Genomic DNA, 21,193 nt, shown 5'->3' on the forward strand with positions numbered 1-21,193 from the left:
CCAAGCCTGTTGTTACTCGTCGGTAGGTTGTGGCGCTATCCTCTCCGCATGCCATACCTCGACCGCGACGGCGACGTCTTCGTCCTCCATCTCGGCGACCGCTCCGGCGGCGACACCGAGAACCGCTTCCATCCCGGCTGGCTCTCCGCCGTCCACGAGCTGCTCGACGAGGTCGTCGCCCACGACGGCCCGGCCGCGCTCGTGACCGCGGCCACCGGGAAGTTCTGGAGCAACGGCCTCGACACCGACTGGATCTTCGGCAACCTCCCCGACCTTCCGGGCTACCTCGATTCCGTGCACGAGTTGTACGTGCGGATCCTGACCTTCCCCGCGGCGACCGTCGCGGCGGTGCAGGGCCACGCGTTCGGTGCCGGTGCGATGCTCGCGCTGACCCACGACTTCCGCGTGATGCGGTCCGATCGCGGCTTCTGGTGCCTGCCCGAGGTGTCCCTGAACATGCCGTTCACCGTGGGCATGTCCGCGCTCCTGCGCGAGCGGCTGCCGATCCAGGCCGCGGTCGAGGCGACCACGACCGGCCGCCGGTTCGGCGGCGCCGACGCCCTCGCGGCGGGCATCGTCGATCGCGCCGTCGACGGTGATGCCGTGCTGGCCGCCGCCGTCGAACGGGCCGCCGCGCTGACGGGCACCCGCGGCGCCAACCTGGCGGGCATCAAGCGTGGTCTGCATGCACCGCTGATCGCGGCACTCGAGACGAAGACGGACGAGTCGAACTTCCGCCTCGGGTGAGGTGCGCGCTTTCCGCCCGTGCCAGACTGAGCGGGTGACGAGCGATGCGGACAGGGCGATCGAGGCTGCGTCGGACGGCCTGATCGCCCTGTCGCATTCGATCCATGCCGAGCCGGAACTGGCCTTCGACGAACACCGCAGCGCCGCGAAGATCGTGGACCTGCTGCGCAGCGGCGGATTCGAGGTCCGCACCGGGATCGCCGATCTGCCCACCGCATTCGACGCCCGGTTCGGCAGCGGAGACCTCGTGGTCGGCCTCTGCGCCGAATACGACGCGCTGCCCGGCATCGGGCACGCGTGCGGGCACAACATCATTGCTGCTGCCGCCGCCGGCGCGGGCCTGGGACTGGCCGCCGTCGCCGACGCGCTCGGCGTCACCGTCCGCGTCATCGGCACACCCGCCGAGGAGACCGGCGGCGGCAAGGTGCTCATGCTCGAACGCGGGGTGTTCGACGACGTCGGCATGGCCCTGATGGTGCACCCGGGTCCGTTCGACATCACCGGGGCGACGTCGCTGGCCCTCGCGGACATCGCGGTCAGCTACACCGGCCGCGAGGCGCACGCCTCCGCGGCTCCCGAGTACGGCCGCAACGCCGCCGATGCGGCGACCGTCGCGCAGGTCGCCGTCGGCCTGCTGCGGCAGCACCTGCTGCCCGGTCAGCAGATCCACGGGATCGTCAGCGACGGCGGCACCGCCCCGAACATCGTGCCCGCGCACACGGAACTGCTGTACTACCTGCGGGCGGCGACCGCGGAGTCCCTCGCCGACCTGTCCGAGCGCGCCGGCAGCTGCTTCGCCGCCGGGGCCCTCGCCGCCGGCTGCACGCACGAGATCCGCACCGTGTCGCCGACCTATACGGAACTGACTCCCGACCCGTGGCTGGTCCGGGCTTATCGTGAGGAGATCATCGGTCTCGGGCGCACGCCGCTGCCCGTCGAGGAGGAAGGATCGCGCCCGCTGGGCAGCACGGACATGGGAAACGTGACGAACGTGGTGCCGGGTATCCACCCGGTGATCGGTCTCGACTCCGGTGGCGCGGTGACTCACCAGGCGGCGTTCGCCGACGCGTGCGTCACCGCCTCGGCGGACCTCGCCGTCCTCGACGGCGCCCGCGCGCTGGCCGCGACGGCGGCCCGGGCGGCGGCCGATCCCACGCAACGTGCGCGGCTGCTCGAGAACGTGGCACGCCGATGAACCCGTACATCGAGAAGTGGCTGGGCGAGCACACCGACGACCTGTCGGGGTGGCGCCGGCACATCCACGCCAATCCCGAACTGGCCCGCCAGGAGTACGCGACCACCGAGTTCGTCGGGAGCACGCTCGCGGCCGCCGGGCTCGAACCGAAGGTGCTGCCGCGCGGCACGGGCCTGATCTGCGATCTCGGTCCCGACGGGCCGCGGATAGCCCTGCGCGCCGACATGGACGCGCTGCCCATGCAGGAGATGACGGGCCTGCCGTTCGCCTCCACCGTGCCGGGTGTGGCGCACGCCTGCGGGCACGACGCCCACACGACCGTGCTCCTCGGCGCGGCCCTGGCGTTGAACTCGGTGCCCGAGCTGCCGGTGGGGGTGCGGCTGATCTTCCAGCCCGCCGAGGAGGTGATGCCCGGCGGCGCGCTCGACGTGGTGGCCGCCGGCGCGCTCGAAGGCGTGGCCCGGATCTTCGCGCTGCACTGCGATCCCAGACTCGAGGCCGGCAAGGTGGGGGTGCGGGTCGGGGCGATCACCTCGGCCGCCGACACGGTCGAGCTGGTTCTCGACTCGCCGGGAGGGCACACCTCCCGCCCGCACCTGACCGGCGATCTGGTGTACGGACTCGGCACCGTGATCACCGGGCTGCCCGGCATGCTCAGCCGGCGCATCGACCCCCGTACGAGCACGGTGATGGTGTGGGGCGCGGTCGCGGCGGGCAAGGCCGCGAATGCGATTCCCCGCACCGGGATGCTGACCGGCACCGTCCGCACCGGCGACCACGAGACGTGGGAACTGCTCGAACCGATGGTGCGGGAGATCGTGCACGGCCTGCTCGCGCCCACGGGACTGAGCTACGAGCTGGACTACCGGCGCGGGGTGCCGCCCGTCGTCAACGACGAGGTGTCGGCCCGGATGGTCGAGGACGCGGTGCGGGCGATCGACCCGGACGCGCTGGCGGACACCCCGCAGTCCGGCGGCGGGGAGGACTTCTCCTGGTACCTCGAGCAGGTTCCGGGTGCGATGGCCCGGCTGGGTGTGTGGCGGGGGAGCGGGCCGAAGCTCGACATCCACCAGCCCGATTTCGACCTCGACGAGCGCGCCCTGGCGGTCGGCGTACGGGTGATGACGAACCTGGTCCTGGGATCAGGTTAGGCTTGCACAACCTGTACATCGCCTGTGAGCCGTCGCTCACGCCAGGAGGTCCGGAATGCAGTTTCGACGCAGAGCCGTCGCAGTAGTGTCGGCCGGGGTACTCGCCGCCGCGTTGGCCGCGTGCGGCAGCGACTCGGGTGGGTCCGAGGGCGACTCCACCGGCGCGCTCACCCTGTACTCCGGGCGCAGCGAGAACCTGGTCGCCCCGCTGATCGACCAGCTCGAGGGCACGCTCGGCTTCGAGGTCGACGTCGTCTACGGCAGCACCCCGGAGATCACCGGGAAGCTGGTGGAGGAGGGTGACTCCTCGCCCGCCGACGTGGTGTTCACCCAGGACGCGGGTGCCCTCGGCCTGCTCGACCAGGCGGGGCTGCTCGAGACGCTGCCGGCCTCGGTGACCGACCTGGTTCCCGCCGACTACCGCGCTGCCGACGGCACCTGGGTGGCGACCTCCGCACGTGCCCGCGTACTCGTCTACAACGACGAGAAGGTGCAGCCGCAGGACCTGCCCACCGGCATCGACGGTCTGCTGGACCCGAAGTGGAAGGGCCAGATCGGCTTCGCCCCGACCAACGCGTCGTTCCAGGCGTTCGTCACCGGGCTGCGCGTCGCCCGCGGCGAGGACGGCGCCCGCGCCTGGCTCGAGGCCTTCAAGGCCAACGAGCCGGTGGCGTTCGAGGGCAACGGCCCGCTGATGGAGGGGGTCGACGCCGGCCAGGTCACCCTCGGTCTGACCAACCACTACTACTGGTACGGACTCGCGGACGAGCGCGGTGCCGAGAACCTGAACGTGCAGGTGTACTACTTCCAGGCCGGTGATCCGGGCGCACTGGTGAACATCGCCGGGGCGGGCGTCGTGCGGACCACCGACCAGAAGGAACAGGCGGAGCAGTTCGTCGCCGCGCTGCTCTCGCCCGAGGCACAGACCTACTTCGCCGACGAGACGTCCGAGTATCCGGTCGTCGAGGGTGTCGAGACGAAGGATCAGCTGCGTCCGCTGTCCGAGATCGGTAATGCCGACATCGAACTCGCCGAACTCGCCTCGCTCGAGCAGACCCAGGCGTTGCTGCAGGAGCTGGGATTCATCTGATCCAGCTCGCCTCGCTCCGTCCCACCCGGCGCAGCCGGCCCGTTCTCACGCTGGCCGCGCTGGGTGTCTCGGTCTTCGCACTCGCCCCCGTGGCGCACCTGGTCATGCGCGCGTTCGCCGACGGCCCCGACCGGGTGTGGTCGCTGGTGTTCCGGCAGCGCACCCTCGATCTGGTGTGGCGCAGCGGCATTCTCGCGCTCACCGTCACCGTGGCCTGCCTCGTCGTCGGCGTCACCGCCGCATGGCTCACGGCACGCACCGACCTGCCCGGCCGGCGGTGGTTCGCCCTCGCGCTGAGCGTTCCCCTCGCCATCCCGTCGTACGTGTCCGGGTTCGTGTACATCGCCCAGTTCCCCGGACTCGCGGGCTTCGCGGGTGCTGCGCTGGTCCTGACCGCGGCGAGCTTCCCGTACGTGTACCTGCCGGTGTCCGCCGCGCTGGCCTCGGTCGACCCGGGGCTCGAGGAGGTGGCGCGCACCCTCGGCCGGTCCCGGCTGCGCACCACGCTCACCGTCACCCTGCGACAGGTGTGGCCCACCGCGGCGGCCGGCGGCCTGCTGGTGGCGCTGTACACCCTCAGCGACTTCGGTGCCGTCGCGCTGATGCGGTACGAAGCGTTCACCCTCGCCATCTACGGCAGCTACCGGGGGTTGCTCGACCGCACCCCCGCGGCGGTGTTCGGCCTGGTGCTCGTCGTGCTCGCCGTCGCGCTGACCGTCTCCGAACGCCGGGTGCGCCGGGGGGCGACCGCGCGCATCGGCTCCGGCGCCCCACGGCCCGCCGCGCCCGTGCCGCTGGGCCGGCAGCGGTGGACGGCCCTGGCGTTCCTCGCCGTCGTGCTGACGGTCGGCGTCGGCGTGCCGCTCGCCGGACTCGCGCGCTGGCTGTGGTTCTCGCAGCAGGCCGCGATCGACTGGGCGGGGATCTGGACGGCGACGACGTACACCCTGTGGGTGGCGGCCCTCGGTGCGCTGCTGACCACGGCGCTGGCCCTGCCGGTCGGCATCCTGGCGGCGCGTTCGACCTCGCCGGTCTCGCGGTTCACCGAGAGCGCCGCCTACGTCGGATTCGCGCTGCCCGGCATCACCGTGGGCCTGGCCCTGGTCTTCTTCGGGATCCGACTGCTGCCGCAGTGGTACCAGCACACCCCGATGCTCGTGATGGGCTACGCGGTGTTGTTCCTGCCGCTCGCCGTCGGCTCGATCCGCGCGGCGGTCGCCTCGATTCCGCTCGGCCTCGAGGACGCGTCCGCGACCCTCGGCAGCGGACGGATGCGGACCGGCATCCGGGTGATGATCCCGCTGGCCGCGCCCGGAGTCGTCGCGGGGGCGGCACTGGCGTTCCTCACCATCGCGAAGGAACTGCCGGCGACGTTGTTGCTCGTGCCGATCGGGGAGGACACCCTGGCGTCACGGATGTGGAAGTACACCGAGACCCTCGAGTACGGGTCGGCGGCCCCGTACGCGGCGATCCTGGTGCTCGTCGCCGCGCTGCCGTCCCTGGTGCTGGGCCGGTTGCTGCGCGGCCGGGTCGATGCGGAAAGTGGCGGTGAGGAATGAGCGGGCTCTGTCTCGAGGGCGTCTGCGCCCGGTACGGGCGGACGGAGGTCGTCAGCGACGTCTCGCTGACGGTGGAACGAGGCGCGCTGCTGGCCGTGCTCGGGCCCTCGGGCGGGGGCAAGACCACCCTGCTGCGGGTGGTCGCGGGTCTGCACCCGGCGAGCGCGGGACGCGTCGTCGCGGACGGGCGCGACCTCACGGCGCTGCCGCCGGAACGCCGGGGGGTGGGACTGGTCCCGCAGGAGGGCGCTCTCTTCCCGCACCTGAGCGTCGCACGCAACGTCGGCTACGGGCTCGTGCAGCCGACGTGGCGGTCGATGGTGCGGCAGCAGGCCGTGCGGCAGCGCCGCGTGGAGGAACTGCTGGAACTGGTCGGCCTGGCCGGCACCGGTCAGCGCAAGCCTTCCCAGCTGTCCGGCGGTCAGCAGCAGCGGATCGCGCTGGCCCGGGCGCTCGCGCCCAATCCGGCCGTCGTCCTGCTCGACGAGCCGTTCAGCGCTCTCGACGCCGGGCTGCGGTCCAGCCTGCGCACCGAGGTCCGCACCCTGCTGCGGGACCAGGAGGTCGCCTCCGTGCTCGTCACCCACGACCAGGCCGAGGCCCTGGCCATCGCGGACACGGTCGCGGTGATGCTCGGCGGGCGTGTCGCCCAGGTGGGCACGCCGGAGGAGGTCTACCGGTGGCCCGCGACGCTCGAGGTGGGCGCCTTCGTCGGGGATTCGGTCGTGCTCGACGCCGATGCGGCCGGCGACCGCGCGCACACGGTGATCGGTGCGGTTCCCCTCGCGACCCCGGCCCACGGCAAGGGCCACGTGCTCGTACGCCCGGAACAGGTGCAGGTCGCTGCGGCCGACGAACCGTCGAAGTTCACCGTGCTCGACGTCGCCTTCGGGGGCGCACTGACGGAGGTGCGGGTGACCGGGGCCGGGCAGACGATCCGGGCGCAGCGGGCCGCGTCGCACGACGTGCAGGCCGGGGATCCGGTGACGCTGCGGGTCGGCGTCCCGGTGCCGTTCTACCCGGCTCGGCCGGCCGAGGCCGAGAAGACGGCCTAGAAGCTGTCGGGCCGGCCGGGCCCGACGTTGCGGCTGTTGCGGGTGCGCAGATCCCGCACGTAGTCGGCGGGGGCTCCGGCGATCTCGGCGGCGTCGGCCATCACGCCCAGGTAGCGCGCCGACGGCAGGCCGCCCTCGTACGCGTCGAGGACGTACAGCCAGGCGAGCACGGGCCCGTCGTCGGTGTCCACCCGCAACCGGATCTTGCGGTGGATGCCGAGTTCGGAGCCCTCCCAGCGGTCGAGGCTGCGTTCGTCCTCGTCGGGCACGTCGTAGAGCACGACGAACACCTTCGAGTCGGGATCCTCGACGACGGTGGCGAGCGCGCCCTCCCAGCCGATGTCGCCGCCGCTGAAGGTCAGCCGCCAGCCGTGGAGCCAGCCGGTTCCGGCCATCGGCGAATGCGGGCAGCGCTGCAGCATCTGCTCGGGATGCATGTTGGAGCCGTAGGCGGCGTAGATCGGCACGGGGTACAGGCTAATGGCTGACCGTCCGGCGCAGGACACGGGGCGCCGGCCGCTTCGTGGCGGCGTCCGCGTGCGCGGGACGGTGCCCGTGACATAGCGTGTCTGCGGACGTTCGGCAACCCCGGCGCCCGCACACACCGGACCGAGGACCATCTCGGAATCGATACAGAGGAGAACAATGACCCGGATCGTGATCATCGGCGGCGGCCCCGCGGGCTACGAAGCGGCGCTGGTGGCGGCCCAGTACGGCGCGGCCGTGTCACTGATCGATTCGGACGGGATCGGCGGCGCCTGCGTCCTCTTCGACTGCGTACCGTCCAAGACGTTCATCGCGTCCACGGGCATCCGCACCGACATGCGCCGGGCTGCCGACCTCGGCGTGCGGCTCGAGAGCGCCGGGGTGGCGCTGCCCGAGGTCAACACCCGTGTCAAGAGCCTCGCCCGGGCGCAGTCCGCGGACATCCGCACCAAGCTCGAGGCGGCCGGCGTGCAGCTGCTCAGCGGCCGCGGCGAGCTCATCGACACCCAGGTCGGAATGGCGGCGCACCAGGTGCGCGCCGACCTCTTCACGGGCGAGGAGCGGATCCTCGATGCCGACGTCGTGCTCATCGCGACCGGCGCGAGCCCGCGGGTGCTGCCCGGCGCGGAGCCGGACGGTGACCGCATCCTCAACTGGCGTCAGCTCTACGACCTCGACGCGCTGCCCGAACACCTCGTGGTCGTCGGCTCCGGTGTCACCGGCGCCGAGTTCGTCTCCGCCTATACGGAGGTCGGCGTCCAGGTGACGCTCGTCTCGAGCCGCGACCGGGTGCTGCCGCACGAGGACGAGGACGCCGCCCTCGTGCTCGAGGACGCCTTCGCCGAGCGGGGCGTGAACCTGGTCAAGCACGCCCGTGCCGACGCCGTCGAGCGCACCGGGGACGGGATCCGGGTCAAGCTGGCCGACGGCCGCATCGTCGAGGGCAGCCATGCGCTGATGACGGTGGGCTCGGTGCCGAACACCGCCGGCCTCGGCCTGGAGAAGGTCGGCCTGCAACTCGACCGGGGCGGCTACATCCAGGTCGACCGGGTCTCGCGCACGTCCGTCTCGGGGATCTACGCCGCCGGCGACTGCACCGGGCTGCTGCCGCTGGCATCGGTGGCCGCGATGCAGGGTCGCATCGCGATGTACCACGCCCTCGGCGAGGGGGTCAGCCCGATCCGGCTCAAGACCGTCGCCTCCGCGGTGTTCACCCGGCCCGAGATCGCCACGGTCGGCGTGAGCCAGGCCGCGATCGACAAGGGTGAGGTCCCGGCCCGCACCGTGATGTTGCCGCTGCACACCAATCCCCGCGCGAAGATGGCGGGGCTGCGCCGTGGTTTCGTGAAGATCTTCTGCCGTCCCGCCACCGGCGTCGTGATCGGTGGCGTGGTGGTTGCCCCCACCGCCTCGGAGCTGATCCTGCCCATCGCGATCGCGGTGCAGAACAATCTCAGCGTCGACGACCTCGCCCACACCTTCTCGGTCTATCCGTCGCTGACCGGGTCGATCACCGAGGCGGCGCGTCAGCTGATGCGGCACGACGATCATCTGGACTGAGCGGGATGGTCGGCGTCGACGTTCTTGACTCTCTCGCTGGGGGAGGGTCGACGGTGGAGGCATGCGAACGAACAGCATCTTCCCCGTGGTCCCCGCTCACGACGTCGCCCGCAGCCGCGACTTCTATGCCGGGCTGCTCGGTCTGCGTGTGGTTTTCGACAGCGGCTGGTATGTCCAGTTGCAGGCGGCGACCGACGAGACCGTGCAGCTCGGTCTCGTGGCACGCGGCCACGAGACGATTCCCCGAGCCCATCTCTCCGCTCCGGCCGGCGTGCTGATCTCGGTGGAGGTCGACGACGTGGACGCCGTGTATGCGCGCGCCGGCGACCTCGCACTCCCGGTCGCGTCGGACCTGCGCGACGAGGACTTCGGGCAGCGGCACTTCATGACCGTCGATCCCGACGGCCTGCTCGTCGACGTGATCACGGTGATCCCGTACGCGCCGGAGGTTGCCGGAAGCGGGGCGGTGGTGACCGGGTGAGCCCGGCCGACGGCTGGCTGAGCATCGGCGAGTTCGCGCGGATGTCGCGGCTGAGCGTCAGGACGCTGCGCCACTACGACCGCGAACGGCTGCTCGCTCCAGGCCGGGTCGATCCGCGTACCGGATACCGGTACTACTCGCGGGAGCAACTCGCCTCGGCTCTGCGCATCGCGGTGTTGCGCCGAGCCGAGGTGTCCGTCCCCGCGATCCGTCTCCTCCTGCAGGATCCCGGACACACCGAGGCCGTCCTCGCCGCGGAGCGGGAACGGATCGAGCGCGAGGCCGACCGTAAGCGCCGCGCGCTCGCCCTCGTCGCGTCGCTCGCCGAGGCCGAAGCCGGCGGACTCTCCGTGCGCCGGCACCGGGTCGAGGATCGAACGGTCTTGTGGCGCAGTGGGGAATCGACCGCCGAATCTCTCGATTCGGATGTGACGAATCTCGTGACGGCGCTGCTGACCGAGGCGTCGAGCGCCGGGCTGCCCACCGACGCGCCGGTGGTGGGGCAGTACCCGGCCACCCTCGACGGCGTGGTGCAGTTCGGCGTCGGTCTCGAGTTGCGGTCCCCGCCCGGACGTGCGGAAACTGCCACGACGACGCTGCCGGGCGGGGCGTTCGCGGGCGTGGACTTCGTCGGTCCGGTCGCGCTGCTCCCGGTCGCCTACCACGCACTGTTCGGGTGGCTCGACGAGCGCGGTCTCGCGGCCGAGGGGCCGTTCCGGGAGTACTACCTCGCCGACCCGCGCGACGTCGCTCCCGATGCGATGCGTACGCGGGTGCTGCACCCCGTCCCCGGTGACCACGTTCCGGGATGAGGGGTCCCCGAGGCCGGCGCGCCGAGGCTCCCGCGCCGGCCTCGCCCCACCGGATCGACCGACTCAGGCCCAGCCGTAGGTCCGTTCGACCGCCCGGTTCCACTCGGCGTAGAGCCGTTCCCGCTCGGCGGCGTCCATCTTCGGTTCCCAGGTGCGGCCGGCCGCCCAGTTGTGGCGGATGTCGTCCTCACCCTCCCAGAAGCCGACCGCCAGGCCCGCCGCGTACGCCGCGCCGAGCGCGGTGGTCTCGGAGACCACGGGGCGGACCACGGGGGCGCCGAGGATGTCCGACTGGAACTGCATCAGGGTCTCGTTGACGACCATCCCGCCGTCCACCTTCAGCGTGTGCAGTTCGACACCGGAGTCGGCGTGCATCGCCTCGATGACCTCACGGGTCTGGTAGGCGGTCGCCTCGAGTGCGGCCCGCGCCAGGTGCCCCCGGTTGACGAAGCGGGTGAGACCGGCGATCACCCCGCGCGCATCGGGTCGCCATCGCGGTGCGAACAGTCCCGAGAACGCCGGTACGAAGTAGGCACCGCCGTTGTCGGGGACGGTCGCGGCGAGGTCCTCGATCTCCGCGGCCGTGCGGACGAGCCCCAGATTGTCGCGCATCCACTGCACGAGCGAGCCCGTGACGGCGATCGAACCCTCGAGGGCGTACACCGCCGGGGCGTCGCCGACGCGGTAGCAGACGGTGGTCAGCAGCCCGTGCTCGCTGCGCACCGGCGTCGTCCCGGTGTTGAGAAGCAGGAAGTTGCCGGTCCCGTAGGTGTTCTTGGCCTCACCCGGCGACAGGCATGCCTGGCCGAACGTCGCGGCCTGCTGGTCTCCGAGGATGCCGGCCACCGGGACGCCGGCCAGCGGTCCGCGGTCGCGGGCGTATCCGTAGATCTCGGACGAACTCCGGATCTCCGGCAGCATCGACATCGGAATGCCGAAATCCGCACAGATGTCCGGATCCCATTGCAGCGTCTCGAGATTCATGAGCATCGTGCGCGAGGCGTTGGTGACGTCGGTGAGGTGCACCCCCGGCTGCCGGTTGCCCGCGCCGGTGCCGCCGGTGAGATTCCACAGGATCCAGCTGTCCACCGTCCCGAACGCGAGTTCGCCGGCCTCCGCCTGCTCCCGGGCGCCCTCGACGTTGTCGAGGATCCACCGCACCTTCGGGCCCGCGAAGTACGTCGACAGCGGCAGGCCCGTGGCGTCGCGATACCGGTCCACGCCCGCGTCCCCGGCGAGCTGCTCGACGAGGCGATCGGTGCGGGTGTCCTGCCACACGATCGCGTTGTGGACGGGCCGGCCCGTGGAGCGTTCCCACACCACCGTGGTCTCACGCTGGTTGGTGATCCCGATCGCGGCGATGTCGGCGCGCGTGAGATCCGCCTTCGCCAGGGCCAGGGCGGCGACCTCGCGAGTGTTGATCCACAGTGTTTCCGGATCGTGTTCCACCCAGCCGGCGCGGGGAAGGATCTGTTCGTGCTCGGTCTGGGCCCAGGCCACGATGCGACCGTCGTGGTCGAAGATGATGCAGCGACTCGACGTGGTCCCCTGATCGATCGCGGCGATGTATCGGGTCACGGCAACCTCTCCGGGCGTGTGGTTCGGGACGGCAGTCTGCGGACGAACCTACTACCCTGAGTGCGGAAACGTCGGCGACTCACGGGAGCAATGCGGTGACCAACCAACCAGGCGTCCAGGTCCTCGGGCCGCAACAGCGCCGTGACGCATGGCGACGACTCGGCTCGGAGCACTTCGACGTGGTGGTCGTCGGCGGCGGTGTCGTCGGCGCCGGCGCCGCCCTGGACGCCGCCACCCGCGGGCTGCGGGTCGCACTGGTGGAGGCGCGGGACTTCGCCTCGGGCACGTCGAGCCGCTCGTCGAAGATGTTCCACGGCGGGCTGCGCTATCTCGAGCAGCTCGAGTTCGGCCTCGTCCGTGAGGCGCTGCGCGAGCGCGAACTGTCGCTGTCGACGCTGGCCCCGCATCTGGTCAAGCCGCTGAAGTTCCTCTTCCCCCTCACCCACCGCGGGTGGGAGCGCCCGTACGTCGCTGCGGGCATCTTCCTCTACGACCGGATGGGCGGCGCCAAATCCGTGCCCGCGCAGAAGCATCTGACCCGGTCCGGCGCGCTGCGCATGGCACCCGGGCTCAAACGCAACTCGCTCGTGGGCGGGATCCGGTACTACGACACCGTCGTCGACGACGCCCGCCACACCATGACGGTGGCTCGCACCGCCGCCCACTACGGCGCCGTCGTACGCACGTCGACCCAGGTGGTCGGGTTCCTGCGCGAGGCCGACCGGGTCTCCGGTGTACGGGTGCGCGACTCGGAGGACGGCTCGGTCACCGAGGTGAGGGCGCACGTGGTGATCAACGCCACGGGGGTGTGGACCGACGAGATCCAGGCCCTGTCCCGGCAGCGCGGCCGGTTCCGGGTGCGCGCCTCGAAAGGCGTGCACATCGTGGTGCCGCGCGACCGGATCGTCAGCGACTCGGCGATCATCCTGCGCACCGAGAAGTCCGTGCTGTTCGTGATCCCGTGGGGCAGCCACTGGATCATCGGCACCACCGACACCGACTGGAATCTCGACCTCGCCCACCCCGCCGCGACGAAGGCCGACATCGACTACATCCTCGACCACGTGAACCGGGTCCTGGTCGTCCCGCTCACCCACGGCGACATCGACGGCGTGTACGCGGGACTGCGGCCGTTGCTGGCGGGGGAGAGCGACGAGACGTCGAAGCTCTCGCGCGAGCACGCCGTCGCCCGGGTCGCGCCCGGTCTCGTCGCGATCGCCGGCGGCAAGTACACCACCTACCGGGTGATGGCCGAGGATGCCGTCGACCTGGCGGCCGAGGACATCCCCGCCCGCATCGCCCCGTCCATCACCGAACGGGTGCCGCTGGCGGGGGCCGACGGCTACTTCGCGCTCGTGAACCAGACGATGCAGCTCGCCGAGCGGTACGGCCTGCATCCGTACCGGATCAAGCATCTGCTCGACCGGTACGGGTCGCTGATCGACGAGGTGCTCGAGGCGGCGGCCGACCGTCCCGAGTTGCTCGAACCGCTCACCGACGCCCCCCAGTACCTGCAGGTGGAGGTCGTGTACGCGGCGGCCGCGGAGGGCGCGCTGCACCTCGAGGACATCCTCGCGCGCCGCACCCGCATCTCCATCGAGTACCCGCACCGCGGCGTGCACTGCGCCGAGCAGACCGCCCGCCTGGTGGCACCCGTCCTGGGCTGGGACGCCGCGACGGTGGAGCAGGAGATCGCGACCTACCGGGCGAGGGTCGACGCCGAGATCGAATCGCAGAGCCGGCCCGACGACGAGTCCGCCGACGCGCTGCGGGCGGCTGCCCCGGAGGCGCGCGCGGAGATCCTCGAACCGGTGCCCACCGGCGCCTGAGACGCCCTCGGCGCGACGGCGGCCCGGCCGTCGAGGACGCCGACGTCGGTGGGTCGACGTGTCAGTGGGTCAGGACGACCTTGACGAGCACCACGGTCGCGGCCACCGTGGTGAGCGCGACGGCACTGACCAGCGAGGTCCGGCCCGGCCGCTCCCCCTTGAGGCGACCGATGACGAAGACGATCCCCCCGATCCGTGCCAGCACGGCGACCTCGGCGAGCAACTGGGCGGTGCGCGGTTCGAGCCAACCCAGCCAGCCGATTCCCAGGATCACGCACGGCAGCACCGCCGAACTCAGGATCGGCACGGAGTTGCGCAGTTCGGCGAGCTTCTCCGCCCGGGTCAACGGGGTGCCCTGGCGCACGGTGTGCCCGACCGCCTCGGCGAACACGTGGGCGACGAACGTCGACAGTGCCGTGCCGAGCACGATCGCGATGCCGACGTACTTCGGCCCGGTGACGATCGGCACGAGGGCCGCGAGCACCAGCACGTTGCCGTAGATGTAGGCGCTGATGCGACTGGCGGCGTTGCCGCGGTCGAGCGGCATGCGCCGGGAGAACAACGGGCCGTGCAGGAGTGCGTTGGCATCGGAGTCCATGCCGACCAGGGTGACAGACCGGGGAGCGTACCGAGACGGCAACCGCGTGCATCCGTCGCGGCCGGCCCGGCGCGTAGGATCCGACGTCGCAGACGGTCGACGACGGGATCGCGGTGGTGGAGAGGGTGCGACGGCGCTGGGGCGGCACCGACATGGCGGAACGCCGGCGGGCACGCCGCGACGCGCTGCTGTCGGCGGGCATCGATCTGCTCGGCGCGCCCGACGGACCGGCGGTCAACGTACGCGCCGTGTGCCGGGCGGCCGGACTGACCGAACGGTACTTCTACGAGAGCTTCGACGACCGGGACGCGTTCGTGCGCGCCGTGTATGCGGCGGTCGGGGAACACGTGCGCGCAGTGCTGGAGGGCGCGGTCGGCACGGTCCCGCAGCCGCGGGACGTTCCCGGGGCGGCGGTCCGGGCCTTCGTCGAGCTGATCGTGGACCGCCCGGCCGTGGGCCGGGTGCTGCTGCTCGGCCCGCTGCGGGAACCGGCCCTCGGCGGGCAGGGCCTCGATCTCGCTCCCGCATTCGTGACGCTCGTCCGGCAGCAGCTCACCGCGATCGCCGATCGCGACGAGCGGCACCTGGTGGCCGTGGGGTTGGTCGGGGCACTGACGAGCCTGTTCATCGGCTACCTGGACGGCACCGTCACGGTGGCGCCGGAGCGGTTGGTGCGGCACTGTGTGAGCCTGCTGGTCCAGGCCGGAGGTGTACGGCCCCGGCCGGAGGGGTATCCGCACCACGACAGCACGCTCGACGAAAGGAGGGGCATCATGCCCAGGTCGTCGATCAAGGACGAGAAGCTCTATCAGGAACTACGTGACGACGGCGCCTCCAAGGAGAAGGCCGCCCGAATCTCGAACGCGGCCGCGAATCGTGGCCGTTCCTCCGTCGGGCACAAGGGCGGCAAGTCGGGGTCCTACGAGGATTGGACGGTCGACGAGTTGAAGAAGAGGGCGAAGGAACTCGGGATGTCGGGTTACTCGTCCAAGCGCAAGAGCGAGCTCATCGACGCTCTGCGCAACCACTGAGGCGCAACCACTGAGGCGCAACCACTGAGCCGACCGCGCGGTCGCCGCGCCGGCTCGGCCGGCGGAGCGGGGGCGACTCACCCGTCCTCGCTCCGCGGCTGACAGTGCGGGCACCAGTCGATCTTGCGGTCCGGGTCCCCGGCCGACCCCAGCATCCCGGTGCGGATCACCGTGCCGCACCGGCGGCACGGCTTGCCCGCGCGCCCGTACACCCATGTGCCCCGGCCGGGCCGGCGGTCGCCGGTGGTGATCCGGCTGACGCGGTCCCGATTGAACATCAGCAGCCGGTGCGCCAGATCGACCCAGGCGGCCGGATCTCCCGCGTCCGCAACCGGAGTCGCCGGGTGTACGCCCCGCAGGAAGCACAGTTCGCACCGGTACACGTTGCCCACCCCGGCCATCACCCGTTGATCGAGCAGCGCCAGACCGACGGGGCGGCCCGGGTCGCGCGCCAGGTTCGCCGCCGCGACGGCCGGGTCCCAGTCCGGCCCGAGCAGATCCGGGCCCAGGTGTCCCACGGCCTCCGCCTCGCGGTCGCGGTCCAGGACCTCGACGGTGCCGAGATCGAAGCCGACGGCCTCGGCGTCCGCGACCGCCAGCACGATCCTCGCGTGGTATCCCTGACGGCGCCAGCGCGTCCCGGGTGGGTGGACGTCCCACACTCCCTCCATCTTCAGGTGGGTGTGGACGGTGTGTGCACCGGCGCGGATCAGCAGGTGCTTGCCGCGCGCGAGCACCTCCTCGACCACGGTGCCGGTGAGGTCGACCGTCGCGTACCGGGGCACGCGGATATCGCAGCGCGTCAACGGCTTTCCCGCCAGTGCGCCGCGCAGGAGAGTGGCCGCCCGGAAGACGGTGTCGCCCTCGGGCATCAGGCCCTCAACCGGAAGCCGCGCGGGGTGGCCGAGAAGCCGGCCTCGGCGAGGAACTCGGCGAACGAGTGGCCGTGGATGGAACTGCCGTCGACCTTCTCGACGACGAGAGTGTCCAGGCCCCCGCCCTTGACCGTCCCGGCCAGCGACGTGCACGCGCCGCGGAGAGTTCCCGGGTCGTCGCTGAACGTCAGCACCGTGCGGCCGCCGCGTTCGACGAACAGTCCCAGTTCGCCGTCGACGAGTACGACGAGTCCGCCGGCCTTGCGGCCGGGACGGTGCCGCGGCGAGTCCTCGGGGGCGGCCGACTTGGGCCACGGCAGGGCCGCACCGTACGGATTCGCCGGGTCGCAGGCGGCCAGGGTCACCGCCGGGGTGTCGGTGTGGCGGCCCTCGAGCGATTCGCCGTAGGACCGCAACCGGTCCACGACCTCCGGCGTCGAGAACTGGGCACCGCCGAGCGTGTCGACGAAGTAGCCGCGCCGGCACCGACCGGTCTCCTCGAACCGGCTCAGCACCTTGTACATCAACGCGAAGCCGCCCGGCACGCCCTCGGCGACGACCGCGCCGCGGGTGACCACGCCGTAGCGCTCGAGCAGCAGGTCCGCGGTGGCGTGGGTGCGCACCGTCGGGTCGGTTTCCCGTTCGGGCAGCAGCGACCACCGGCCGCCGACCGTCGGGGGCCCGCTTCGGCTCGGCAGTGCCGGACGTCCGCGGTACATCCGGGCGCGCGGGGCCCGCCGGGGCGTGCGATGCGCGGGGGTGGCGCGTGAGGTGTCGCCGACGAGGGCGCGCAACGCGGCCGGCGCGTCGCCCGAGACGAGTCCGGCCCACACGAGATCCCAGAGAGCCGAGGAGGTTTCCGCGTCCGTGGTGCCCAGGGCGTCGGTGAGCTGGCGGAAGAAGTACGCCCCGCCGCCCGCGAGCGTGTCCAGGATGCCGTGATGGACGTCGGTCCTGTCGATCTCGGCTGCCGGTGCGAGGGTCAGCGGAGCAGTGTCGGCCAGGTGCAGCGAGACCCAGCCGTCCTTGCCGGAGATCTGCCCCGAGCCGGCCCACACGACTTCGCCCGTCGTGGTGAGTTCGTCGAGCATCGTCGGGGAGTAGTCCCGCACCCGGGGGGCGAGGATCAGCGGCTCGAGTGCGCTCGCCGGCACCGGCACCCCGGCCAGCTGCTCGACGACCGTGGCCACTCCGTCCACTCCGCGCAGGCCGCCGCCCACGTGCTGCCACGCCGGCAGGAACCGGCCGAGGGTGGCGGTCCCGACGGGTTCGACCTCCTGTCGTGCCGCAGCGAGCGACCGTCGGCGCAGCCGCCGCAGTACCTCGGTGTCGCACCACTCCGCGCCCGTCGCGCCGGGGCGGAACTCTCCTGCGCTGACCCGTTTCTCGGCAGCCAGCCGATGCAGCACGTCCTGCACCACCGCGGTGCCGAGTCCGAATCCGGCCGCCGCCTCCGCCGCGGTGAACGGGCCGTGGGTGCGGGCGTACCGGCCGATCAGGTCGCCCAGCGGATCGGGCACCGGCTCGACGAACGCCGTCGGCACGCCGATCGGCAACGGGACCCCGAGGGCGTCCCGGAGACGTGAGGCGTCCTCGATGGCCGACCACCGCTCCCGGCCGGCGAAGGACACCTTCAGCACCCGGCGCTGTGCGTCGAGTTCGTCGAGCCAGGCGGCCGGATCGGCGGTGGTGCGCTCGGCGATTTCGGCGTCGGTGAGGGGGCCGAGCAACCGGAGCAGGTCCGCGACACCCTCGGCGTCGCGGGCTCTGCGGTCGGGGGCGAGGTGCTGCAGCTCGAGCTCGGCCCGGGCGATGACGTCGGCGTCGAGCAACTCGCGCAGCTCCACCCGGCCGAGCAGTTCGGCGAGCAGGGTCGAGTCCAGGGACAGGGCCGCGGCGCGCCGCTCGGCCAGGGGACTGTCGCCTTCGTACATGAACGCGCCGACGTAGTCGAACAGCAGCGAGGTCGCGAACGGCGACGCGGTGGCCGTCTCGACCTCCACGATCCGGACCTGCCGCCGGGCGACACGGCCGAGCAGGTTCCGCAGCGCAGGCAGGTCGTAGACGTCCTGGAGGCATTCCCGCACCGTCTCGAGCAGGATCGGGAAGGTGGGGTAGCGACGCGCCACGTCGAGCAGCTGGGCCGACCGCTGACGCTGCTGCCACAGCGGCGCCCGCTTGCCGGGATTGCGGCGGGGCAGCAGCAATGCGCGCGCCGCGCACTCCCGGAAGCGGGACGCGAACAGTGCCGAGCCGCCGACCTGCTCGGTGACGAGGTCCTCGATCTCGTCGGTGTCGAAGGCGAAGACCTCCGCCCCGGGCGGGGCGTCCTCGGTGTCCGGGAGCCGGACGATGATGCCGTCGTCCGACGCCGTGGGTGCGGCCTCGACGCCGTACCGGTCGAGCAGTCGCGCGCCCACGGCGAGTGCCCACGGTGCATGCACCCGCATCCCGTACGGGGAGTGCAGCACCAGGCGCCAGTCGCCGAGTTCGTCGCGGAATCGCTCGACCACCAGGGTGCGGTCGGTGGGCAGCTGCCCGGTGGCGGTGCGCTGCTCCTCGAGCAGCCGGGTCAGGTTCGCGGTCGCGTTGTCGTCCAGGCCGCCGCGACGGCACCGGGCGGCGGCGTCCTCCGGATCGGCGTGCCCGAGTTCGCGCACGAACGCCCCCAGGGCGGCGCCGAGTTCGGCCGGGCGGCCGACCCCGTCGCCGTGCCAGAACGGCAACCGGCCGGGCTGTCCGTAGGCGGGGGAGACCAGCACCCGGTCGAAGGTGATCTCCTCGATGCGCCAGCTCGTCGCGCCGAGCGCGAACACGTCGCCCACCCGGGACTCGTACACCATCTCCTCGTCGAGTTCCCCGACGCGCGTGGCCTTCTCGCCGACCATGTACACGGTGAACAGGCCGCGGTCGGGGATCGTGCCGCCCGAGGTGACGGCCAGCCGCTGCGCGCCGGGCCGGCCGGTGAGAGTGCCGGCGGTGCGATCCCACACCACCCGGGGCCGCAGCTCGGCGAACTCGTCCGACGGATAGCGCCCGGCCAGCAGGTCCAGCGTCGACTCGTACGCCGAGCGCGGCAGCGTCGCGAAGGACCCGCTGCGCCGAACCGTGTCGAACCACTCGTCCACGTCGACCGGCTCGAGCGCGACCGCGGCGACGGTCTGCTGTGCGAGCACGTCCAACGGGTTGGCCGGGACCTGCAGAGCCTCGATGTGCCCGCCCACCATCCGTTCGACCGTGACCGCGCAGTGCACCAGGTCGGTGCGGTGCTTGGGGAACAGCACCCCGCGGGAGACCTCGCCGACCTGATGGCCCGCCCGTCCGACGCGCTGCAGGCCGCTCGCCACCGACGGGGGCGCCGAGACCTGGATCACCAGGTCGACCGCGCCCATGTCGATGCCGAGTTCGAGGCTCGAGGTCGCGACGACGCAGCGCAGCCGCCCGGATTTGAGGTCGTCCTCGATCAGGGCCCGCTGGTCCTTGCTCACCGAGCCGTGGTGGGCCCGCGCCAGCAGCGGTTGTGCGCCGAACGCGACCTCGGTGGGCGCCCCGAGCTGCGCCGGGGGCCGCGGCCGGTGGTCCACCGCCTCGCCCTCGCGTTCGGCGTGGATCTCGTTGAGCCGGGCCGTCAACCGCTCGGCGAGGCGGCGGGAGTTGGCGAACACGATGGTGGAACGGTGCGCGACGATGAGGTCGACGATCTGCTCCTCGACGTGCGGCCAGATCGACCCGGCCTGCGGGACCGCGGGCATCCCGTCGTCCGACAGTTCCGGCTGTACGCCCAGTTCGGTCATGTCCTCGACGGGCACCCGCACCGTCAGATCCCACGTCTTGGCCGACGGCGGGGCGACGATGCGGATCGGCGCCGCCCCGGCGAGGAACCGGCCCACCTCCTCGTGCGGGCGCACCGTCGCCGAAAGGCCGATCCGCTGCGCGGGCCGCCCGAGCAGCACGTCGAGCCGTTCGAGCGAAAGCGCAAGGTGGGAGCCGCGTTTCGTGCCGGCGACGGCGTGCACCTCGTCGACGATGACGGTCTCCACCCCGGCGAGCGTCTCGCGCGCCGCGGAGGTGAGCATGAGGAACAGGGACTCGGGGGTGGTGATGAGGATGTCCGGCGGGGTGCGGATCAGGGCGCGCCGGTCGGTCGCCGACGTGTCGCCCGAACGCACGCCGACGGTGATCTCCGGCGGCTCGAGGCCGAGCCGGCGCGCGGTCTGGGTGATGCCGACCAGCGGCGAGCGCAGGTTCCGTTCCACGTCCACCGCGAGGGCCTTGAGCGGGGAGACGTAGAGCACCCGCGTGCCGGGGTGCCCGGCCGGGGTGGCCGCGAGGCGGTCGAGCGACCACAGGAACGCCGAGAGCGTCTTGCCCGACCCGGTCGGGGCCACCACCAGGGTGTGCGCGCCGGTCGAGATCGACTCCCAGGCCCCGAGCTGCGCGGCGGTCGGGGCCTCGAACGCGCCCGCGAACCACTGCCGGGTGGGCTCGGAGAATCGGCTCAGGACATCGGTCACCGTTCCATGGTGCACCGCCGGTACGACACCGCGGGCACCTCGCGGGTTCCGGACCCGGGTACCCGGCGTCAGTCGGCCAGCGCGAACCGCGCCAGCTGGGCGCAGTGGTGCGACGCCCAGCGGCACCTGCCGGTACGCATCACGCGGCCGACGAGTGCGGCAGCGGCCGGCTCCCACGGCATCGCGGCGAACTGCGCACGGCTGGCCGGCTCGCCGGACCAGCCGATCGACACGATGGGTCCGTCGAGCCGGAACCGCAGCTCCGAATGCGTTGCCGCGAGCACTTCCACGCTCGTGCCGGCCGTCGCCTCGAGGTCGTCGACGGCGACGCTGACCCGTCCGCCGAGCCGGCGTGCCTGCGCGGCCGGAGCCTCGACGTACAACCCCGCGGCCTCGATCGCGCCGACGTGCACGCTCACGAGCGGTTCGGTGGAGCCGTCGCGCGGCGGCAGGCACACCACCGACCAGTACTCGCGTTCACTCATCCGCGGGTTGGGTATCGCGGCGCGGACGTAGTCGCGCAGCCACGTCGTCGCCGCGGTGAACTCCGGGTACTGCTCGAACGTCCGGTAGCGGGTGTCGCGCAGCGGCAGACCCGCCGGGGACAAGGGCGTACGGGCGTTCACTGGATC

General features: G+C 72.0%; 17 protein-coding genes and 1 pseudogene. 12 read left to right on the plus strand and 6 right to left on the minus strand.

Annotated elements, in window-relative coordinates; translation table 11 throughout:
• The first annotated feature begins 48 nt into the window (after positions 1-48).
• The 6 genes from RR3_RS19035 to RR3_RS19060 all read left to right on the plus strand — a co-directional run bounded on the left by RR3_RS19035 (position 49) and on the right by RR3_RS19060 (position 6,797).
• Positions 49-747 carry an enoyl-CoA hydratase/isomerase family protein gene (locus RR3_RS19035; protein ID WP_010594815.1) on the plus strand — a complete coding sequence of 233 codons (699 nt, stop codon included), beginning with the start codon at positions 49-51 and terminating at the stop codon, positions 745-747.
• Positions 748-781: 34 nt separating this feature from the next.
• Positions 782-1,942 (plus strand): M20 family metallopeptidase, encoded by a 1,161-nt coding sequence (locus RR3_RS19040; RefSeq protein ID WP_010594814.1) that lies wholly within the window; start codon positions 782-784, stop codon positions 1,940-1,942.
• Positions 1,939-3,093 carry a M20 family metallopeptidase gene (locus tag RR3_RS19045; protein WP_010594813.1) on the plus strand — a complete coding sequence of 385 codons (1,155 nt, stop codon included), beginning with the start codon at positions 1,939-1,941 and terminating at the stop codon, positions 3,091-3,093. Before RR3_RS19040 ends, RR3_RS19045 begins: the two co-directional genes overlap by 4 nt.
• 55 nt (positions 3,094-3,148) lie before the next feature.
• Positions 3,149-4,183: an iron ABC transporter substrate-binding protein gene (locus tag RR3_RS19050; RefSeq protein WP_026137503.1), complete on the plus strand. Its 1,035-nt coding sequence runs from the start codon at positions 3,149-3,151 to the stop codon at positions 4,181-4,183.
• A gap of 104 nt (positions 4,184-4,287) precedes the next feature.
• Positions 4,288-5,742 (plus strand): ABC transporter permease, encoded by a 1,455-nt coding sequence (locus RR3_RS19055; RefSeq protein ID WP_051059570.1) that lies wholly within the window; start codon positions 4,288-4,290, stop codon positions 5,740-5,742.
• Positions 5,739-6,797, plus strand: a complete 1,059-nt coding sequence (locus RR3_RS19060) for an ABC transporter ATP-binding protein (protein ID WP_010594810.1) — start codon at positions 5,739-5,741, stop codon at positions 6,795-6,797. The genes RR3_RS19055 and RR3_RS19060 overlap by 4 nt, the downstream gene beginning before the upstream one ends.
• Here the strand turns inward: RR3_RS19060 and RR3_RS19065 are convergent.
• The gene (locus RR3_RS19065; protein ID WP_006939627.1) at positions 6,794-7,264 is read right to left on the minus strand and encodes a gamma-glutamylcyclotransferase family protein; all 471 of its coding nucleotides are present in this window, start codon (positions 7,262-7,264) and stop codon (positions 6,794-6,796) included. The two genes, RR3_RS19060 and RR3_RS19065, sit on opposite strands and share 4 nt — an antisense overlap.
• 178 nt (positions 7,265-7,442) lie before the next feature.
• On the opposite strand from RR3_RS19065, the gene RR3_RS19070 reads away from it, so the two are divergent.
• From RR3_RS19070 to RR3_RS19080, 3 genes are all read left to right on the plus strand, one after another.
• Positions 7,443-8,843 (plus strand): NAD(P)H-quinone dehydrogenase, encoded by a 1,401-nt coding sequence (locus RR3_RS19070; protein WP_010594809.1) that lies wholly within the window; start codon positions 7,443-7,445, stop codon positions 8,841-8,843.
• Positions 8,844-8,904: 61 nt separating this feature from the next.
• On the plus strand, positions 8,905-9,324 hold the full coding sequence (locus tag RR3_RS19075; protein ID WP_010594808.1) for a VOC family protein: 420 nt from the start codon (positions 8,905-8,907) through the stop codon (positions 9,322-9,324).
• Positions 9,321-10,136, plus strand: coding sequence for a MerR family transcriptional regulator (locus tag RR3_RS19080; RefSeq protein WP_010594807.1), 816 nt, complete (start codon positions 9,321-9,323; stop codon positions 10,134-10,136). Before RR3_RS19075 ends, RR3_RS19080 begins: the two co-directional genes overlap by 4 nt.
• Positions 10,137-10,199: 63 nt before the next feature.
• Here RR3_RS19080 and glpK read toward each other — a convergent pair whose 3' ends face one another.
• Positions 10,200-11,714, minus strand: a complete 1,515-nt coding sequence (gene glpK, locus RR3_RS19085; RefSeq protein WP_010594806.1) for a glycerol kinase GlpK — start codon at positions 11,712-11,714, stop codon at positions 10,200-10,202.
• A 95-nt stretch (positions 11,715-11,809) separates the two neighbouring features.
• Here glpK and glpD point away from each other — a divergent pair, with 95 nt between their 5' ends.
• On the plus strand, positions 11,810-13,543 hold the full coding sequence (gene glpD, locus RR3_RS19090; RefSeq protein ID WP_010594805.1) for a glycerol-3-phosphate dehydrogenase: 1,734 nt from the start codon (positions 11,810-11,812) through the stop codon (positions 13,541-13,543).
• Between the two features lie 61 nt (positions 13,544-13,604).
• On the opposite strand, the gene RR3_RS19095 is transcribed toward glpD, so the two are convergent.
• Entirely contained in the window at positions 13,605-14,141 is a 537-nt protein-coding gene (locus RR3_RS19095) for a hypothetical protein (RefSeq protein WP_010594804.1), read from the minus strand.
• 152 nt (positions 14,142-14,293) lie between these two features.
• On the opposite strand from RR3_RS19095, the pseudogene RR3_RS24550 reads away from it, so the two are divergent.
• Together RR3_RS24550 and RR3_RS24555 are read left to right on the plus strand one after the other, a co-directional pair.
• Positions 14,294-14,845: pseudogene (locus tag RR3_RS24550) on the plus strand (TetR/AcrR family transcriptional regulator); the annotation flags it as partial.
• Positions 14,846-14,914: 69 nt separating this feature from the next.
• Positions 14,915-15,172 carry a DUF7218 family protein gene (locus RR3_RS24555; protein ID WP_003935700.1) on the plus strand — a complete coding sequence of 86 codons (258 nt, stop codon included), beginning with the start codon at positions 14,915-14,917 and terminating at the stop codon, positions 15,170-15,172.
• Positions 15,173-15,249: 77 nt separating this feature from the next.
• On the opposite strand, the gene RR3_RS19105 is transcribed toward RR3_RS24555, so the two are convergent.
• The 3 genes from RR3_RS19105 to RR3_RS19115 form a co-directional block, all read right to left on the minus strand.
• On the minus strand, positions 15,250-16,044 hold the full coding sequence (locus RR3_RS19105; RefSeq protein WP_010594803.1) for a DNA-formamidopyrimidine glycosylase family protein: 795 nt from the start codon (positions 16,042-16,044) through the stop codon (positions 15,250-15,252).
• Positions 16,044-20,561, minus strand: a complete 4,518-nt coding sequence (locus RR3_RS19110) for an ATP-dependent helicase (protein WP_010594802.1) — start codon at positions 20,559-20,561, stop codon at positions 16,044-16,046. The genes RR3_RS19105 and RR3_RS19110 overlap by 1 nt, the downstream gene beginning before the upstream one ends.
• A gap of 68 nt (positions 20,562-20,629) precedes the next feature.
• Positions 20,630-21,187, minus strand: a complete 558-nt coding sequence (locus tag RR3_RS19115) for a hypothetical protein (protein WP_010594801.1) — start codon at positions 21,185-21,187, stop codon at positions 20,630-20,632.
• Between the last annotated feature and the right edge of the window lie 6 nt (positions 21,188-21,193).

Origin of the sequence: Rhodococcus ruber NBRC 15591 (genome assembly GCF_001894945.1) — a bacterium.
In the GTDB taxonomy this organism is placed as follows: domain Bacteria; phylum Actinomycetota; class Actinomycetes; order Mycobacteriales; family Mycobacteriaceae; genus Rhodococcus; species Rhodococcus ruber.

Coding starts and splice junctions, on each gene's coding strand:
- RR3_RS19050 (WP_026137503.1), top strand. CDS start 3,149: ATGCAGTTTCGACGCAGAGCCGTCGCAGTAGTGTCGGCCGGGGTACTC.
- RR3_RS19075 (WP_010594808.1), top strand. CDS start 8,905: ATGCGAACGAACAGCATCTTCCCCGTGGTCCCCGCTCACGACGTCGCC.
- RR3_RS19105 (WP_010594803.1), bottom strand. CDS start 16,044: ATGCCCGAGGGCGACACCGTCTTCCGGGCGGCCACTCTCCTGCGCGGC.
- RR3_RS19045 (WP_010594813.1), top strand. CDS start 1,939: ATGAACCCGTACATCGAGAAGTGGCTGGGCGAGCACACCGACGACCTG.
- RR3_RS19035 (WP_010594815.1), top strand. CDS start 49: ATGCCATACCTCGACCGCGACGGCGACGTCTTCGTCCTCCATCTCGGC.
- RR3_RS19095 (WP_010594804.1), bottom strand. CDS start 14,141: ATGGACTCCGATGCCAACGCACTCCTGCACGGCCCGTTGTTCTCCCGG.
- RR3_RS19070 (WP_010594809.1), top strand. CDS start 7,443: ATGACCCGGATCGTGATCATCGGCGGCGGCCCCGCGGGCTACGAAGCG.
- RR3_RS19060 (WP_010594810.1), top strand. CDS start 5,739: ATGAGCGGGCTCTGTCTCGAGGGCGTCTGCGCCCGGTACGGGCGGACG.
- RR3_RS24555 (WP_003935700.1), top strand. CDS start 14,915: ATGCCCAGGTCGTCGATCAAGGACGAGAAGCTCTATCAGGAACTACGT.
- RR3_RS19055 (WP_051059570.1), top strand. CDS start 4,288: ATGCGCGCGTTCGCCGACGGCCCCGACCGGGTGTGGTCGCTGGTGTTC.